18 protein-coding genes are annotated in these 17397 nt (G+C 69.6%); 11 read left to right on the top strand and 7 right to left on the bottom strand.

Annotation, left to right across the window (positions count from 1 at the left end; genetic code table 11):
- Positions 1–175 precede the first annotated feature (175 nt).
- A complete protein-coding gene (arc, locus tag ACLJOK_RS11675; RefSeq protein ID WP_030332887.1) occupies positions 176–1960 on the top strand; it encodes a proteasome ATPase in 1785 nt (594 codons plus the stop codon).
- Between the two features lie 85 nt (positions 1961–2045).
- Here the strand turns inward: arc and ACLJOK_RS11670 are convergent, their stop codons facing one another.
- Entirely contained in the window at positions 2046–2459 is a 414-nt protein-coding gene (locus ACLJOK_RS11670; RefSeq protein WP_238680375.1) for a GtrA family protein, read from the bottom strand.
- A gap of 108 nt (positions 2460–2567) precedes the next feature.
- Between ACLJOK_RS11670 and ACLJOK_RS11665 the strand changes: the two genes are divergently transcribed.
- From ACLJOK_RS11665 to prcA, 10 genes are all read left to right on the top strand, one after another.
- Positions 2568–3101 carry an acyltransferase gene (locus ACLJOK_RS11665; RefSeq protein WP_410819321.1) on the top strand — a complete coding sequence of 178 codons (534 nt, stop codon included), beginning with the start codon at positions 2568–2570 and terminating at the stop codon, positions 3099–3101.
- Positions 3102–3122: 21 nt separating this feature from the next.
- On the top strand, positions 3123–4223 hold the full coding sequence (locus ACLJOK_RS11660; RefSeq protein WP_410818248.1) for a DegT/DnrJ/EryC1/StrS family aminotransferase: 1101 nt from the start codon (positions 3123–3125) through the stop codon (positions 4221–4223).
- On the top strand, positions 4216–5163 hold the full coding sequence (locus ACLJOK_RS11655; RefSeq protein WP_410818246.1) for a Gfo/Idh/MocA family oxidoreductase: 948 nt from the start codon (positions 4216–4218) through the stop codon (positions 5161–5163). The genes ACLJOK_RS11660 and ACLJOK_RS11655 overlap by 8 nt, the downstream gene beginning before the upstream one ends.
- 2 nt (positions 5164–5165) lie before the next feature.
- A complete protein-coding gene (locus ACLJOK_RS11650; RefSeq protein ID WP_238680378.1) occupies positions 5166–6098 on the top strand; it encodes a glycosyltransferase family 2 protein in 933 nt (310 codons plus the stop codon).
- Positions 6099–6155: 57 nt separating this feature from the next.
- Positions 6156–7715: a DUF2142 domain-containing protein gene (locus ACLJOK_RS11645; protein WP_410818244.1), complete on the top strand. Its 1560-nt coding sequence runs from the start codon at positions 6156–6158 to the stop codon at positions 7713–7715.
- A gap of 142 nt (positions 7716–7857) precedes the next feature.
- Entirely contained in the window at positions 7858–9375 is a 1518-nt protein-coding gene (gene dop / locus ACLJOK_RS11640; RefSeq protein ID WP_410818243.1) for a depupylase/deamidase Dop, read from the top strand.
- 104 nt (positions 9376–9479) lie between these two features.
- Positions 9480–9695 carry a ubiquitin-like protein Pup gene (locus ACLJOK_RS11635; protein ID WP_030332902.1) on the top strand — a complete coding sequence of 72 codons (216 nt, stop codon included), beginning with the start codon at positions 9480–9482 and terminating at the stop codon, positions 9693–9695.
- 21 nt (positions 9696–9716) lie between these two features.
- Complete coding sequence (locus ACLJOK_RS11630) at positions 9717–10403, top strand: endonuclease VII domain-containing protein (protein ID WP_410818242.1); 687 nt, start codon at positions 9717–9719, stop codon at positions 10401–10403.
- On the top strand, positions 10322–11161 hold the full coding sequence (prcB, locus tag ACLJOK_RS11625; protein ID WP_238680381.1) for a proteasome subunit beta: 840 nt from the start codon (positions 10322–10324) through the stop codon (positions 11159–11161). Before ACLJOK_RS11630 ends, prcB begins: the two co-directional genes overlap by 82 nt.
- A gap of 64 nt (positions 11162–11225) precedes the next feature.
- On the top strand, positions 11226–12047 hold the full coding sequence (gene prcA, locus ACLJOK_RS11620; protein WP_410818240.1) for a proteasome subunit alpha: 822 nt from the start codon (positions 11226–11228) through the stop codon (positions 12045–12047).
- A gap of 63 nt (positions 12048–12110) precedes the next feature.
- Here the strand turns inward: prcA and ACLJOK_RS11615 are convergent, their stop codons facing one another.
- From ACLJOK_RS11615 to rfbB, 6 genes are read right to left on the bottom strand one after another with little or no spacing between them, the layout of a single operon-like run.
- Complete coding sequence (locus ACLJOK_RS11615) at positions 12111–13139, bottom strand: glycosyltransferase family 2 protein (RefSeq protein ID WP_410818239.1); 1029 nt, start codon at positions 13137–13139, stop codon at positions 12111–12113.
- A complete protein-coding gene (locus ACLJOK_RS11610) occupies positions 13136–14449 on the bottom strand; it encodes a lipopolysaccharide biosynthesis protein (protein ID WP_410818237.1) in 1314 nt (437 codons plus the stop codon). Before ACLJOK_RS11610 ends, ACLJOK_RS11615 begins: the two co-directional genes overlap by 4 nt.
- Entirely contained in the window at positions 14446–15147 is a 702-nt protein-coding gene (locus tag ACLJOK_RS11605; protein WP_354946139.1) for a glycosyltransferase family 2 protein, read from the bottom strand. Before ACLJOK_RS11605 ends, ACLJOK_RS11610 begins: the two co-directional genes overlap by 4 nt.
- Positions 15140–15511 carry a DUF2304 domain-containing protein gene (locus ACLJOK_RS11600; protein WP_030332916.1) on the bottom strand — a complete coding sequence of 124 codons (372 nt, stop codon included), beginning with the start codon at positions 15509–15511 and terminating at the stop codon, positions 15140–15142. Before ACLJOK_RS11600 ends, ACLJOK_RS11605 begins: the two co-directional genes overlap by 8 nt.
- Positions 15508–16395 carry a dTDP-4-dehydrorhamnose reductase gene (rfbD, locus tag ACLJOK_RS11595; protein ID WP_410818235.1) on the bottom strand — a complete coding sequence of 296 codons (888 nt, stop codon included), beginning with the start codon at positions 16393–16395 and terminating at the stop codon, positions 15508–15510. Before rfbD ends, ACLJOK_RS11600 begins: the two co-directional genes overlap by 4 nt.
- On the bottom strand, positions 16392–17393 hold the full coding sequence (gene rfbB / locus ACLJOK_RS11590) for a dTDP-glucose 4,6-dehydratase (RefSeq protein WP_410818234.1): 1002 nt from the start codon (positions 17391–17393) through the stop codon (positions 16392–16394). The genes rfbD and rfbB overlap by 4 nt, the downstream gene beginning before the upstream one ends.
- Positions 17394–17397: the final 4 nt, after the last annotated feature.

The raw sequence follows: 17397 nt of genomic DNA, 5'->3' as shown, positions 1-17397 counted from the left end.
TGCACCCCCCATGTTCTCCCGTGCCACGCTCCGACGGTACCCGAACGCCGGTAACGGCCCGTCAGGCCACCCTTGGCGATCAAGGTTCGGTGACGAGGGTGTTGCGTGGGACCGAATCGGCCTCATAGCGGCTAGTGTTAGGGCAGAACGTTCAAGCCCCCCGGGGAGGTGGGACGTGGCAGCACGTAGCGACGACGCGGACTCGCGCGCCGCACGGTGGGAGAAGGAAGCCCACGATCTCTCCACGCAGGTCGCGTTCCTGCAAGAGGAACTCGCCCTGGTGCGGCGCAAGTTGACCGAGAGCCCCCGACACGTCCGGCAGCTCGAAGAGCGGCTGGCGGCCACCCAGGCACAGTTGGCGCGGCTGACCGAGAACAACGACCGGCTGGTGAGCACCCTCAAGGAAGCTCGCACGCAGATCGTGACGCTCAAGGAGGAGATCGACCGGCTCGCGCAACCGCCGAGCGGTTACGGAGTCTTCCTGGCCAAGCACGAGGACGGCACGGTGGACGTCTTCACCGGTGGCCGCAAACTGCGGGTCGCGGTCTCGCCCTCGCTCGACGTGGGTGACCTGCGGCGCGGCCAGGAGGTCCTGCTCAACGACGCGCTCAACATCGTCGACGCGTTCGGTTACGAGCGGGTTGGCGAAGTGGTGATGCTCAAGGAGATCCTGGAGGGGCCGAACGGCGGGCCGGGCGACCGGGCGCTGGTGGTCTCCCACTCCGACGAGGAGCGCATCGTGCACCTCGCCGAGACACTCATCGGCTCGGCGATCCGGGCCGGCGACTCGCTCATGATCGAGCCCCGCTCGGCGTACGCGTACGAGCGGATCCCGAAGAGTGAGGTCGAGGAGCTGGTCCTGGAGGAGGTGCCCGACGTCGACTACGGCGACATCGGTGGCCTCCAGTCGCAGATCGAGCAGATCCGTGACGCTGTGGAGTTGCCGTTCCTGCACGCGGACCTGTTCCGTGAGCACCAGCTCCGCCCACCCAAGGGCATCCTGCTCTACGGCCCGCCCGGCTGCGGCAAGACGCTCATCGCCAAGGCGGTGGCCAACTCGCTGGCCAAGAAGATCGCCGAGCGGCAGGGCAAGGAGAAGCACACCAGCTTCTTCCTCAACATCAAGGGCCCGGAGCTGCTCAACAAGTACGTCGGTGAGACCGAGCGGCACATCCGGCTGATCTTCCAGCGAGCCCGGGAGAAGGCCGGCGAGGGCACGCCGGTGATCGTGTTCTTCGACGAGATGGACTCGATCTTCCGGACCCGCGGCTCCGGTGTCTCCTCCGACGTGGAGAACACCATCGTTCCGCAGCTGCTCAGCGAGATCGACGGCGTGGAGGGGCTGGAGAACGTCATCGTCATCGGCGCCTCCAACCGGGAAGACATGATCGACCCCGCGATCCTGCGCCCCGGTCGCCTCGACGTGAAGATCAAGATCGAGCGACCGGACGCCGAGGCGGCCAAGGACATCTTCTCCAAGTACATCCTCTCCGGGCTGCCCCTGCACCCGGACGACCTGGCCGAACACGGCACCGACCCCCAGGCGACCGTCGCGGCGATGATCGACGCCGTGGTGCTGCGGATGTACTCGGAAACCGAGGAGAATCGATTCCTCGAGGTCACCTACGCCAACGGTGACAAGGAAGTCCTCTACTTCAAGGACTTCAACTCCGGCGCGATGATCCAGAACATCGTCGACCGGAGCAAGAAGATGGCCATCAAGGAGTTCCTCACCTCGGGCCGTAAGGGGCTGCGCCTCCAGCACCTGCTCGACGCCTGCGTCGACGAGTTCCGCGAGAACGAAGACCTCCCCAACACCACAAACCCCGACGACTGGGCGCGCATCTCCGGCAAGAAGGGCGAGCGGATCGTCTACATCCGCACGCTCGTCTCCGGCGGTAAGGGCGCCGAGGCCGGCCGGTCCATCGAGACCGCCAGCAACACCGGCCAGTACCTGTAGGGCCAGCGTTCAACCGGGGCGACGCGTTTCGACGCGCCGCCCCGGTTGTCGTTCCGCCGGCGTCCGGCGGGCTGTCGCGCGCGGGTCAGCTCTGACCGTCGGTGAAGATCCACTTGCGGGAGACGAAGAGATTCAGCACCGCCAGGCCCCCGGTGGTGAGCACCTTCGCGACCAGGTACGGAAGGCCGGCCCAGGTCAACCCCTGCACGAGGGCGACAGTGAGAGCCAGGTTGACTATCACCAGCAGCAGATACCGCCAGGCCTGACCGCCGACGTCGCCGGTCGAGCCGAACGACCATGCGCGGTTGAGCCCGAAGTTGACCACGAACGCCACGGCGAAGGCGAGCACCGTGGCGAACGGCAGCCACACCCCCAGCACACCGTGGAACAGGTAGAGCGCGCTGGTGTCGGTGATCGCGCTGAGACCACCGACGATCAGAAACCGCACCTCGCTGCGGCGTGTCAGCCCGGCGAGCGTCGCCGAGGCCGCCGCCTTCATCGCTGACCCTTGGATGCGGACCCGCCATGTGTCGTCACGGTGGAGCACGCTATCGTCTCCCCGTCCCGCGATCGCCCCGAGACCCCCCGAAGGTGTTCAGTGACCGACATGCCGAGCGTCTCCGTCCACCCGACAGCCGAGGTGGAAGCCGGGGCCGAGGTCGGAGCCGGGACTCGGATCTGGCATCTGACGCATGTCCGGTCGACCGCCCGCATCGGCGCCGACTGCACGCTCGGCCGCAACGTGTTCGTCGACGCCGGGGTCACCATCGGTGACCGCGTCAAGGTGCAGAACAACGTCTCGGTCTACCACGGTGTCACGCTCGAGGACGAGGTGTTCGTCGGCCCGAGTGCGGTCTTCACCAACGACCTCAACCCGCGCGCCCAGAACCCGGACTGGAAGGTCACGCCGACCCTGGTCCGCACGGGCGCCTCGATCGGCGCCAACGCCACGATCGTCTGCGGCACCGAGATCGGGGAGTTCGCCCTCGTGGCCGCGGGTGCCGTCGTCACGCGGGATGTGCAGCCGTACCAACTCGTGGCCGGCAACCCGGCCCGGCATCTCGGCTGGGTCAACCGCAACGGCGAGGTGGTCGCCCGCGGCGACGAGCAGTTGCCCGCCGGCGTACTCGAAGGCCGCTGAACCTCTCAGGAGATAACCCCCATGTCTATTCCCATCACCTCGGTGGTCATCGGCCCCGAGGAAGAGGCCGCGGTCCTGTCGGTTCTGCGGTCCGGCAGGCTGGCCCAGGGACCGATGGTCGCCGAACTGGAGCGGTCCTTCGCGGAACTCTGCGGCGTCCCCCACGCCGTGGCCGTCAGCAACGGCACAGTTGCCCTGGTGGCCGCTCTCGAAGCGCTCGGTCTGCAGCCCGGCGACGAGGTGATCACCACTCCCTTCAGCTTCGCGGCGACCCTGAACGCGATTCTCGAATCCGGAGCGACGGTCCGCTTCGCCGACATCCGTGACGATTTCACCATCGACCCGGACTCGGTCCAGGCGCTGGTCAACGCACGGACCAAGGCCATCCTCCCGGTGCACCTCTACGGCCTGCCCGCCGACATGACGGCCCTCACCGCGATCGCCGACGCCGCCGGGCTCGCGATCGTCGAGGACGCCGCCCAGGCGCACGGCGCCCGCGTCGGCGACCGGGCGGTCGGCTCGTTCGGCGTCGGCTGCTTCTCCATGTACGCCACGAAGAACCTGCAGTGCGGCGAAGGCGGCCTGATCACCACCTCCGACGACGCCATCGCCGACCGGCTCCGGCTGCTGCGCAACCAGGGCATGCGGGTGCGCTACCAGTACGAGGCGCCGGGCCACAACTGGCGACTGACCGACCTCCAGGCGGCCATCGCCGTACCGCAGGTCGGCCGGCTGGCCGAGACCACGGCCCGCCGGGCCGCGAACGCCGCGAGGCTGAGCGCCGGCCTCGCCGACCTGCCCGGGCTGACCACCCCGTCGGTGCCGGCTGGGCGAAGCCACGTCTGGCACCAGTACACAGTGCGCATCGGCGCCGACGCGCCGCTGAGCCGCGACGACCTCGGCAAGCGGCTTGACGAGCGGGAGATCGGCTACGGTCTGTACTACCCCCGCCTCATGCACCACTACGACTGCTACGTGGGTCACCCCCAGATCGGCACGGACGAGACCCCTCGTGCCCTTCGCACCGCCGAAGAGGCGCTCTCCCTTCCTGTTCACCAGCACCTGGCCGACGACGACGTCGACCAGGTGATCGAGGCCGTACGAGGTGCGTTCAATGCCTAATTTGGCAATCATCGGCGCGGGCATCATGGGCGCGAACCACGGTCGCGTGGCCCGCGCCACGCCGGACGTCACCGTCACCACGGTCTGCGACCCCGACCCCCAGCGGGCCGCCACCCTGGCCAAGGCCATCGGTGCGGAGTACACGACGGACCTCGACGAGGCGCTGGCCGGCGTGGACGCGGCCATCCTGGCGACCCCGAGCGAGACGCACGGCGAACTGGGCGCGCGTATCCTGCGCAGCGGCCGCGACCTGCTCGTCGAGAAGCCCATCGCGACCTCCGTCGCCGACGCGCGGCACCTCATCGACCTCGCGGAGAAGCACGAACGCGTGTTGATGGTCGGCCACGTCGAGCGCTTCAACCCGGCGGTCACGGAGCTCCTCCAACTGGTGGACGACCCACTGTCGTTGGAGATCACCCGGGTCGGTCCGTTCTCCAACCGCGCCCTCGCCGACGTCCTGCTGGACCTGATGATCCACGACGTCGACCTGGCACGGACGGTGGCCGGCTCGGAGATCGTCGCGCACCGCGCGGCGACCCGGATCGTCCGCTCCGCCGAGCAGGACCTGGCCTTCGCCCTGCTCATGTTCGAGAACGGCATGATCGCCAACATCACGGCGAGCCGAGTCAGCCAGCAAAAGATCCGCCGCGTCACCCTCACCCAGCGCGATGACTGCGTCATCGCCGACCTGCTGCGCCAGCAGGTCGAGGTGCACCGGATCGAGCACTCCGAGTTCCTCTCCGACGGCGGCGTGCGCTACCGGCAGAGCGGGCGGGTCGAGATCCCCTTCCTCTCGCAGCACGGCGAGCCGCTGATGCACGAGCTTCGGCACTTCGCCGACTGCGTCGTCAACCGTCGCCGACCCGTGGTCAGCGGCGAAGACGGCTTGGCCGCGCTCGAGGTGTGCCTCCAGATCCGCGACACCGCCCTGGTCGGCTGAGCATGTACAAGGGTCAGAAGGTCGCCGCCGTCGTCCCGGCCTACAACGAGAGCCGGCTCATCGGCAAGACGATCACCACGATGCCCGACTTCGTGGACCTCATCGTGGTGATCAACGACTGCTCCACCGACGACACCTCCGAGCGTGCCCGCGCGGTGGGCGACCCGCGGGTCGTCGTCATCGACCACGTGAAGAACACCGGCGTCGGTGGTTCGATCATGGACGGGCACGAGCGGGCCCTCGCCCTGGGCGCCGACATCAACGTCGTGATGGCCGGTGACGCCCAGATGGACCCGGCCTACCTGCCGGCGCTGCTCGACCCGATCTGCGACGACGGCTACGAGTTCACCAAGGCGAACCGCTTCTTCTCCCGCACGTCGTTCGCCGACATGCCGGCCGTACGGATGCTGGGGAGCGTCGCCCTGTCGTTCGCGACAAAGGTCGCCAGCGGCTACTGGAACCTCTTCGACCCGCAGAACGGCTACACCGCGGTGTCCCGCTCGGCCCTGCTGCGGCTCAACGTCGCCGCCGTGGCCCGCGGCTACGAATTCGAGAACGACCTCCTGATCTGGCTCAACATCGCCAACGCCCGAGCCAAGGACGTGCCGATCCCCGCCAGCTACGGCGAGGAGGTGTCGACGATGCGCATCCACCGGGTGGCCCCCCGCATCGCCAGCCTCCTGTTCCGCGGCTTCTGGCGGCGGATGCTGCTCAAGCACGTGCTCGCCTCGTTCTCCGCCGTCGCGCTGCTCTTCTTCACCGGCCTGTTCCTCATCCTGTTCGGCGGCGGCTGGGGGATCTGGGTGCTGGCCGAGACGCTCGGCCCACCGGTCGCCACCACCGGCAGCGTCCTGCTCTGCGTCGGGCCGCTGCTGACCGGCATCCACATGCTGATCTCCGCGCTCACCCTGGACATCCAGTCGACGCCGGACTGACCGGTACCGGGCCCTGATCCGATCCACGCCCCCTGAAAGGCAGCGCAGAGAACCGCGATGACCGAACAACCTGCGGCCGGCGACGGCGACCGCGCCGTCGCCGGCGCCCGCCGGGTCTGGATCCTGGCGTTCGTCGGCTTCCTGCTGACCATCGGGGCCTGGTCGGTCGCCGCCCCCTATGACGGCACACCGGACGAGCGGGAACACATCATCCGCGCCGCCGGTGTGGCGGCGGGGGAGATCGCCCCGCCGCCGGCAGCCGCCAAGAAGGGCTCCGGAGCCTTCCAGGACGTGCCCGCCGGCCTGGTCAGGGAGCAGTGCTGGCAGTTCAAGCCGGCCGTCTCCGCCGCCTGCGCGGTCCCACCGGGCAGCGACGACACCCCCGTACGCGCCGGCACCGGCGCCGGTCGCTACCACCCCGTCTACTACGCCCTGGTGGGTTGGCCGCTCGACCTCTGGCCGGGCTGGTCCGGGGTGCTGCTCGCCCGGTTCATCAGCGCCGGCATCGCCGCCGCGCTGCTGGCCAGCGCCTTCGTCGTGGCGGTGAACTGGTCCCGGCGTCGTCTGATGGTCGCCGGCCTCCTGGTCGCCGTCACCCCGATGGCCGCCCAGATGGCCAGCGCCGTCAACCCCAACGGCGTGGAGATCGCCGCCGGGGTGGCGTTCTTCGCGGCGACCATCCCGCTGTTCCTGGACCGCCGACCGAAGCCGCACCACGGGCTGCTCATCCTGGCCGGCATCAGCGGCCTGCTGCTCGCGATGCTGCGGCAGACCGGGCCGCTCTGGCTGGCCGCGGCGTTCGTCGCCTTCGCCTTCCCCTGGCGGCAGAGCAACGTCGGCCGGCTGGTGCGCGAGAAGGCCGTCTGGTGGTGGGTTGGCGGCATCGCCGTCGCGGCCCTCACCGCGGTCGGCTGGGGCGTCGTGATGAAGTCCTCCGACCTTGGCAAGTACGGCGGCCACGTGTACACCTACGGCCAGGCCGCCCTCGCCGAGGCCGACCGGTGGCGCAGCTACCTCGACCAGATGGTCGGAGTGACGTCATGGCTGGACACCCGGATGCCCGCGCCGATCTACCTGACCTGGCAGTTCGTCGCCGCGACGCTGCTGATCGGGGCGTTCGTCTTCGGCCGGTTGGTCGACCGTTGGCGGCTGCTCGTCCTGGTCGTCGCCGGCACCGTCGTGCCGTCCGTGATGCAGGTGGCCCTGGTCAAGCAGACCGGGTTCGTCACCCAGGGCCGCTACATGCTGCCGATGCTCGGCGGGGCGATGCTGTTCGCCGCGTACGTCTGGGAGGAACGAGGGCTCGACGCCACCCGCAGCCGCACCCTGGTCCGACTCAGCGTCATCCTGCTCCTGCCGATCCAACTCTTCACGCTGATCCTGACCATGGTGCGGTGGCAGGACGGGCTGCCCAGATACCTGACCTTCCGCACCTTCAACCCCTTCGCCGGCGACTGGCACCCACCACTGGGCTCGATCACGCCCCTGCTGGCGAGCGTGCTCGGCCTGACCCTGCTCGGCGTCCTCGCCTGGCGGGTCTCGATGCGCCCACTGAACGAGCCCGACGAGCCGACGCCCGCGATCGCCGAGCAGACACCGGCGACGGATCTGCGCTGATCGGCCGACCGGCCGACCACGCCCGGTGCGGGCGTTGCTGTCGGATTCGGACTAGGCTGGAGTACAGGGCCGATCGAGCGGTAACGCGCCGGCCGGCGATGGGCGTCGACCGGTACGTCAGCGAGCTGAAGCGGGGCGCGGCATGAGCGTACGGCGAATCATGGGCACCGAGGTCGAGTACGGCATCTCCGTGCCCGGGCAGGCCGGAGCCAACCCGATGGTCACCTCATCGCAGGTGGTGAACGCCTATGGGGCACGTCCGGAGCTCAACCGGGGCGGCCGGGCCCGGTGGGACTACGAGGAAGAGTCGCCGCTGCGCGACGCCCGCGGCTTCACCTACTCCGGCGCCGCGTACGACCCCGCCGAGGCCCTCGCGGACGAAGACCTCGGCTTGGCCAACGTGATACTCACCAACGGCGCACGCCTCTACGTCGACCACGCCCACCCCGAATACTCCACCCCGGAGGTCACCACCCCCCGGGACATCGTGCGCTGGGACAAGGCCGGCGAGCGGGTGATGGCCGAGGCGTCCCGCCGGGCCGCCACCATCCCGGGCACCCAGCCGATCCACCTCTACAAGAACAACACCGACAACAAGGGCGCCAGCTACGGCGCCCACGAAAACTATCTGATGCGCCGGCAGACGCCGTTCGCGGACATCGTGGCGTACCTGACGCCGTTCTTCGTCACCCGGCAGATCGTCTGCGGCGCCGGCCGGGTCGGCATCGGCCAGGACGGCGGCCAGAGCGGCTTCCAGATCTCCCAACGCGCCGACTTCTTCGAGGTCGAGGTTGGCCTGGAGACCACGCTCAAGCGTCCGATCATCAACACCCGCGACGAGCCGCACGCCGACGCCGACAAGTACCGCCGGCTGCACGTCATCATCGGCGACGCCAACCTCTCCGAGATCTCCACCTACCTCAAGGTCGGCACCACCGCCTTGATCCTCACCATGATCGAGGAGAAGGCGCTCGGGGCCGACCTCGGGATCGCCGACCCGGTCAGCGAGCTGCGCGCCGTCAGCCACGACCCCTCCCTGACGCACCGGATGCGACTGCGCGACGGCCGCCGGCTCACCGCGCTGGACCTGCAATGGGCCTACCTGGAGCGGGTCCGGTCCTTTGTCGACGATCGGTACGGCACCGACGCCGACGAGCAGACCGTCGACGTGCTCGACCGCTGGGAGAGCGTCCTGGACCGGCTGGGTCGCGATCCGATGCTCTGCGCCGACGAGTTGGACTGGGTCGCCAAGCTGCGGCTGCTGGAGGGCTACCGGGAGCGGGAGAAGCTCGCTTGGGGCTCGCACAAGCTCCAGCTCGTCGACCTTCAGTACTCCGACGTCCGGCCGGAGAAGGGCCTCTACCACCGCCTGGTCAGCCGGGGGGCCATGAAGACGCTGCTCACCGACGACGAGACGCGCAGCGCGATGACCGAGCCGCCGGAGGACACCCGGGCCTACTTCCGCGGTCGATGCCTCGCCCAGTACGCCTCCGAGGTGGTCGCCGCGAGCTGGGATTCGGTGATCTTCGACGTGGGCCGGGAGTCGCTGGTCCGGGTCCCGATGATGGAGCCGGAGCGGGGCACCCGCGCGCACGTCGGTGCCCTGTTCGACCGCTGCGCCAGCGCCAAGGACCTGCTCGAGACGTTGACCGGGGGCTGATTCCGGATTCGTCAGCCCGTCGCGTGCCGCAAGCCGGCGCGCGGCGGGCTTTTCGTCGCCCGCGCGAGGTAAGTTCATCGCAGACGATCGTGGAGGAGGCAGCAGTGGCCACTCATGACAGCGGCGGCCAGTCGCAGTCCGGCAAGTCCCGTCAGGGCGAGGAAATCGAGGACGTCACCACCGAGGCCAACCCCGAGGTGGCCGAGCGGCACGCCGAGATCACCGAGGACGTCGACGACCTCCTCGACGAGATCGACTCCGTCCTCGAAGAAAACGCAGAGGAATTTGTGAGGGGTTACGTACAAAAAGGAGGTCAGTAAACATATAGGGTTAATTCGGACATGCCTAAAGCAAGCGATGATCGGGACGGCCTTCGTTGCTGCCGAGACTGCGGCGAATGGAAGGCGCTCGATCAGTTCTGTGCGAATTCCAAAAGGCCGGGTGGGCGGGGCAGCTACTGCAAGCTCTGCTTCAACGAGCGGTCCAAGGCAAGTTACGCGCGTCGGGTGAGGGCCAAGTTCGACCGTGAGGTGCGCGCAGGTCGAGCCGTGCCGGAGGGGCACAAGTATTGCTCGGCCTGCGATACGGACAAGCCGTTAGATGCCTTTCCCCGTAACCGGGCGGACAGCTCCGGATATGCCAGCTACTGCAAGCCCTGCCACAACACGAAGACCAGAGAGACGAAAGAGCGGCTTTACGGGGGTAACCGCGAGTACCACCTGCGGCAGCGCTACGGCGTGGGTGAGAAAGAGTTTCAGGAGCTCCTGGCCGAGCAGGGCGGGCTCTGCGCGATCTGTGGCCGCGCCGACCCGCAACATCTGGACCACGATCATCGCACCGGATGGGTGCGCGGGATACTCTGCTTCAACTGCAACGGTGGTCTTGGCCAGTTCCGTGACAGTCCCATGAGGCTGGCCAGGGCGATCACGTACCTGAGAGGAACCACGTGGCAGCGGGCTTTGATCCATCCGGGCGTCTACCAGATGTGTTCACCAACGCGGGGACGTCCTCCTTCACGACGTTCCTGAGTCGGGTGGCCCCCGAGATGTTGCCCGGTCGGCGACCGCTGCCGCCGGGCATGGCCGCCGACCTGGCGCCGCACGCGACCACCATCGTGGCCATCGCGGCCGCCGACGGTGTGGTGATGGCGGGCGACCGACGGGCCACCATGGGCAACCTGATCGCCCAGCGCGACATCGAGAAGGTGCATCCCGCCGACGCGTACTCGCTGGTCGGCATAGCGGGCACCGCCGGTATCGGCATCGAGCTGATGCGACTGTTCCAGGTGGAGCTGGAGCACTACGAGAAGATCGAGGGCGCGATGCTCTCGTTGGACGGTAAGGCCAACCGGTTGGCCTCGATGATCCGGGGCAATCTGGGGGCGGCCATGCAGGGGTTGGCAGTGGTGCCGCTCTTCGCGGGGTTCGACCTGGCCGCCGCCGACCCGGCGCGGGCCGGTCGGATCTTCAGCTTCGATGTGACCGGTGGCCCGTACGAGGAGACCGGCTACGACGCGATCGGGTCCGGGTCGTTGTTCGCCAAGTCCGCGTTGAAGAAGCGGTACCGGGTCGGGCTGTCCGTCGAGGACGCGACGCGGCTGGCGGTCGAGGCGCTCTACGACGCGGCCGATGACGACACTGCGACCGGCGGGCCCGACCTGACCCGGCGGATCTACCCCGTGGTGATGACCGCTACTGCCGAGGGCACCTACCGGCTCACCGACGCCGAGACGGCGACGATCGCCGAGGGCGTGGTCGCCGGCCGGATGGAAAACCCGGGCGGCTAGTTCCGCCCGACCACCCCCACCAGCCAGCAGTCGTCAGCACAGTGCCGTTAGGAGAACCGCCGCCGTGGCCATGCAGTTCTACGCCTCGCCCGAACAGATCATGCGTGACCGCTCCGAGTTGGCCCGTAAGGGCATTGCTCGCGGGCGTAGCGCGGTGGTCCTGAGCTACTCCGGCGGGGTGCTCTTCGTCGCGGAGAACCTCTCCAGCGCCCTGCACAAGGTCAGTGAGATCTACGACCGGATCGGCTTCGCCGCGGTCGGCCGTTACAACGAGTTCGAGAACCTCCGGCGGGCCGGCGTGCGGATGGCCGACCTGAACGGGCTCAGCTACGACCGCCGGGACGTCACCGGTCGGGCCCTGGCCAACGCGTTCGCGCAGACCCTTGGCGCGATCTTCACCGAGCAGTCGAAGCCGTTCGAGGTGGAGATCTGCGTGGCGGAGGTCGGGGCCACTGCCGCTGACGACGAGCTGTACCGGCTCACCTACGACGGTTCGGTCAACGACGAGCCTGGGCGGATGGCGATGGGTGGTCAGGCTGAGGCCATCACCGGCGTGCTGAAGTCCAACCACCGGCCGGAAATGTCGCTCGGGGAGGCGGTCCAGGTCGCGGTGCAGGCGCTGAGCACTGTCGGTGGTGAGGGTGGCGCCGCCCGGACGATCGCCGCTAACCAGCTCGAGGTGGCGGTGCTGGACCGGCAGCGGGTCGGCCGGACGTTTCGGCGGATCACCGGGGCTGCGCTGACCGCGCTGTTGGACGGGGAGTCCGCGCCGCCGACCAGCGACCGGCCGGACACGCCGAGCGTGCCGACCGAAAAGGCCGGAAAGCCGACCAGCTCTGCGGGGTCCGCTGACCTGGAGGACCGGCCGGGTCAACCCGACAGCTGATCAGGTGACGAGACAGCGCCGGGGCCCGCACACGCGGGCCCCGGCGCTGTTGTCTGTCGAGGGTCAGCGGCGCTGGAGCAGGGGCCGGGCGAGGGCCCAGTAGCCGGCGGCGACGGCGTTGAACACGCCCATGCCGGGCGGCGAGTCGACGTTCGAGGGGGCGACCCGGGCGGTCATCAGCTCGGCGATCACCCCGTCGGGCACTGTGCGTTCGGCCTGGAGTTGACGGCGGCGGGCGCCGACCCAGGACCGGTTGCGCCACAGCCAACCCCAGCCGCGGGTCTTCTGCCGGGTCCAACCGCCGGCGAGCGCGGCGGCGAGCATGGCGGCTTCGGTGAGCAGCAGCATCGGGGCGAGCACCACCAGCGTCCGGGTCTGGTACGCGGTGAGCAGGGTGACGAGCCGGTTCCGTTCCACCAGGTAGAGCTTGAGGTCGTTGCGGGAGAACTCGTAGTGGTGGCGCACGACGGCGTCGGGTACGTACTCCAGGCGCAGGCCGCGTTGCCAGAGCCGCAGGCTCAGCTCGGTGTCCTCGTGGTAGGCGAAGTACTCGGCGGCGAAGCCGTCGAGTTCCTGCCAACGTTGGCGGCTGATCACGAAGCAGCAGCCGCTGAGCGACGGCACCTTGCTGCGTACGGCGTGGGCGGTGGCTGGCTCGCCGTTGCCGCCGGCCCAGGACAGCCCGGTGAAGTGCAGTGGGTTGCCGGAGGTGTTGATCAGCTCGGGAGTGTCGGCGAGCCGGATGGAGGCCATGGCGGCGCCGACGCCCGGTTCGGCGGCGACCGTGACCGTCTTGGCGAGGGCGTCGGGGGCGACGATGGCGTCGGAGTTGACGAAGGCGAGCCAGTCTCCGGTGGCCTCGGCGGCGCCGATCCGGCAGCCGCCGGAGTAGCCGGTGTTCTGTTCGGGGCGGACCACCCGGACCTGGGGGAAGCCCTTGACGATGTCGATGCCGTCGCCGGTGCAACCGTTGTCGACGACGACGAGCTCGATGTCGACGTCGGTGCTGGCCAGGACGGCTCGGGCGGCGTTGACCAGGTACGGCTCGGCGCCGTAGGCGAGCATGACGGCGGTCACCTGTGGGCGGGTCATCGGAGGCCTCCGGATGCGGCAGGGGCGACGGCCTCGGCGAGCGGCCGGGTGGGGGTGGTGGGTCGGCGGATGCCGCCGCGCAGCAGCAGTGTCGCCATGGTGGCGGCGACGATGACGGAGCCGATGGTGTACGCCAACTCGACTCGCAGGGTGACCGGAGCCGGGATCAGCGTCACGGCGATCAGGGCGGCGACGCCGACGGTCCAGGCGAGGGCCTGGGCGCGGTGCCGGTCGAGGGCGAGCAGGGCCTGGCCGAGCACCATCGCCCACAGGTAGGCGAGCGTGGCGGCCGCCAACCAGGCGAAGTCGCCGTGGCCGAGGACGCCGGGTGCGTCGAAGAGTGTGCCGACCAGCCACGGGCCGAGCAGCACGGCGCCGAGGGCCCCGGTGAGGCCGAGCGCGGTGACGATGCCGAGCGCCCGACGCAGCAGGCTGTGGAAGCCGGCCTGGTCGCCGGTGGTGGCGGTGGTGGCCAGGCCGGGCAGCAGTGACGCCTGGAGGGAGCCGAAGACGAACAGGGGGATGCGGACCAGCACGAGGGCGGAGAGCAGCGCGCCGGCGGCTGCCGCGTCGGAGGGGGCGAGCAGCTGCACGTTGATCACGCCGATGTTGACAACGACCTGGGAGAGCAGGCTGGAGGCGGTGAGCAGGCCGAGGCCGCGCAGCAGGGTGGCCCAGGCGACGGGCGGGCCTGCACCGATGGCGCGTAGCACCGGCGGCAGGGTGAGCAGGACGCTGACCAGCGGGGCGGCGACGAGCACCAGCCCGTACCAGACGGGGGAGGCCACTCCGGCCAGCCCGAGCAGGGCGACCATGACGATGCGCAGGCCGCCGTCGATCCCGAGCTGGGTGCCGTACCAGGGGAACAGTTGCAGGCCGGAGAGCACGCCGCGGGTGGCGTAGGCGACGGCCATCGCGGCGAGTGCGCCGATCAGCACGGTGACCAGGTTGCCGTCACCGGCGAAGAGTTTGTCGGCGAGTGGCTGTCGGCCGATGGTGACGGCCAACACCAGCACGGCGAGCAGCACGGCGGCGACGGTGACGCCGCGGGCCAGCACCGGCCCTGGGGGCAGCCCCTGGCTGTGCCGGGCGGCGACGACGCGGGCGACCTCCTGCTCGATCGGCATGAACACGCCGATGCCGAGGGTGAACACGATCGACCAGAGCACCGACAGGGACGAGTAGTCGGCCTTGCTGAGGCTGTGGCCGGCGACCGCGAGGTGGACGTAGGAGGCGAGGCCAAGAAGGCCCAGCCCGGCACCAACAGCGATGGTGCCGGGCGGGATCAGGCGTAGCAGGCGTTGGATCACCGGCGAATGAGCGCCAGCGTGAGGACGGCGAACGCGCGGCCGAGGTAGATCATCGCGCGGGCGGGGGAGTGGCTGGGCGTGCCGGCCATCCGTTTGCGCATGGCGACCGGCACCTGCCGGATGCGGTATCCACGACGGGCGGTGTGTACCAGGGTCTCCACCGTGTCGCCGAGGTACTCGGCCGGGTACCAGGTGGCGAACATCTCGATGACCCGCCGGTTGGCGGCCCGGAAGCCGGACGTGGTGTCGGTGAGCTTGGTGTGGGCGACCCGGGACAGCACGGCGGAGAGCATCACCATGGCCCAGCGGCGGGGGCCGCGGACCATGTAGTCGCCCTCGCCGGCGAAGCGGGCGCCGATGACGAGGTCGTTGTCGTCGAGGAGGTCGACGAGCTTCGGCACGTACCGGGGGTCGTGCTGACCGTCGGCGTCGATCTGGATGGCGACGTCGTAGTCGTGGTCGCGGGCGTAGCGGTAGCCGAGGCGCATGGCCCCACCGACGCCGAGGTTGTACGGCAGTTTGGCGACCTGGGCGCCGGCGGCGGCGGCGACGGCGGCGGTGCGGTCGGTGGAGCCGTCGTCGACGACGAGCACGTCGACGCCGGGCAGTTCGCCGCGGACCTCACCGACGACGTCGGCGATGGAACCCGACTCGTTGAGGGCCGGAATGATGATCAGTGTGCGCTTGCCGTTAACCATCGGTCGACACCAGTTCGTCACGGGCCGCACGGTCCGCGTCGATTTCCGCGCGGAGCAGGGCGAAGTCCTCGGCCAGGGTGCGGGTCTCTTCTTCGAGTGCGCTGACCTCCCAGCTCAGGTGCACGCACACGAGCAGCAGGAAGACGATGCCGAGGAAGAGCACCAGGCTGACACCGGAGGCGACGCCGAGGAGTTCGGCGACGTTGTCGAGCAGCCGGGGGAACAGGGACAGCGGGATCACGACGACCAGTACGGCGAGCCAGAGCATGCCGTACTTCTCGCGCAGCTGACGGCGGCGCAGCAGCTCGACGATGGTGCCGAGGAGCAGCAGGCCGGTCAGGCCGGTGACGAGGGTGAGCTTCATGCGACCTTCCACGGGGCGGGTGGAGCGGGGGAGTGGAACGCGTCAACCAGGGCGCTGTGCCAGTCCGGAAGCGGGGGCAGACCCACGGCTGCCCAGCGGCTGTGCCCTAGCACACTGTACGCAGGCCGGGGGGCGGGACGCGGATACCGGTCGCTGGTGGTGGGTCGGATCCGGTCCGGGTCCAGCCCGGCCAGCGTGAACGCGGCGCGGGCCAGCCCGTACCAGGTCGTCTGCCCGGCGCAGGTGCCGTGGTAGACGCCGGGCGTCGCGTGACCGGCCAGCGCCGCGTCGGCGAGCGCGACGAGCCGCTCGGCGAGCGCGTAGGACCAGGTGGGTTGGCCGTGTTGGTCGTCGACCACGTCGAGGTGTTCGTGCTGGGTGGCGAGTCGGAGCATGGTGGCCACGAAGTTCGGGCCGTGCGCGCCGTACAGCCATGCGGTGCGCACGACGTACCCGGTGTCGGGTAGCAGCCGCGCGACGGCCTGTTCGCCGATCAGCTTGCCGCGGCCGTAGGCGTTGACCGGCGCGGTGGGCGCGTCCTCCGGGTAGGGGGTTTCCGCGTTGCCGGCGAGGACGTAGTCGGTGGAGACCTGGATCAGCCGGGTGCCGCCGGTGGCGCACGCCGCGGCCAGGTTGGCCACGGCGTGGCCGTTGACGGCGGTCGCCGCGGCCTCGTCGGCCTCGGCGGCGTCGACGTTGGTCCACGCGGCCGCGTTGATCACCAGGTCGTGCCCGGCGACGGCGGCGTCTACCGCCGCGCGGTCGGTGACGTCCAGGTCGGCGCGGGTGGCGGCGGTCACCTTGAGGTCGGGCCGTGCCCCCAGCACGGTGACCAGGTCCCGGCCGAGCATCCCGCCCGCGCCGGTGACGAGGAGTCGGGTCATGCGGTCGGCGCGGACTTGAGGGGTTCCCACCAGCTGCGGTTGTCCCGGTACCAGCGGACGGTGTCGGCGAGGCCCTGGTCAAGGGTGATGCTGGGGTGGTAGCCGAGCTCTTCGCTGATCTTGGTGATGTCGAGGGAGTACCGGCGGTCGTGGCCCTTGCGGTCGGTGACCGGGACGACCCGGTCCCACCCGGCGTCGCAGGCGTCCAGGAGCAGGCCGGTGAGTTCCTTGTTGGTCAACTCGGTGCCGCCGCCGATGTTGTAGACCTCGCCGGCGCGGCCCTTCTGCTGGACCAGGGCGATGCCGCGGCAGTGGTCGTGCACGTGCAGCCAGTCCCGGATGTTGCCGCCGTCGCCGTAGAGGGGGACGGTGCCGCCGTCGAGCAGGTTGCTGACGAACAGCGGGATGACCTTCTCGGGGAACTGGTACGGGCCGTAGTTGTTGGAGCAGCGGGTGACGACCACGTCCATGCCGTGGGTGCGGTGGTACGACAGCGCGAGCAGGTCGGAGCCGGCCTTGGACGCCGAGTACGGCGAGTTGGGGGCGAGGGGCCAGATCTCGGTCCAGGAGCCCTCGTCGATCGAGCCGTAGACCTCGTCGGTGGAGACGTGCACGAACCGGCTGGTGCCGTGGCGCAGCGCCGCGTCGAGCAGCGTCTGGGTGCCCAGCACGTTGGTGGTGACGAACGGCGCGGCGCCGGCGATCGAGCGGTCGACGTGTGACTCGGCGGCGAAGTGCACGATCACGTCGTGCTCGGCGACCACCTCGTCAACCACGACCGGGTCGCAGATGTCGCCCTGCACGAACCGCAGTCGCGGGTCGTCGCGGACGGGGTCGAGGTTGGCCAGGTTGCCCGAGTAGGTCAGTTTGTCCAGCACGGTCACCGCGGCCGGCTCGAGCGGCGGCACGCCGTCTGCACTGCCGAGGGGCTTGCCCAGTAGCAGGCGAACGTACTCCGACCCGATGAATCCGGCTCCGCCGGTGACGAGGATCCTCACGGGT

The organism is Micromonospora sp. 050-3, assembly GCF_046549335.1.
In the GTDB taxonomy this organism is placed as follows: Bacteria; Actinomycetota; Actinomycetes; order Mycobacteriales; family Micromonosporaceae; genus Micromonospora; species Micromonospora trifolii.
Note: the sequence above shows the minus strand (reverse complement) of the source record. Positions and strands in the feature narration are given on the sequence as shown.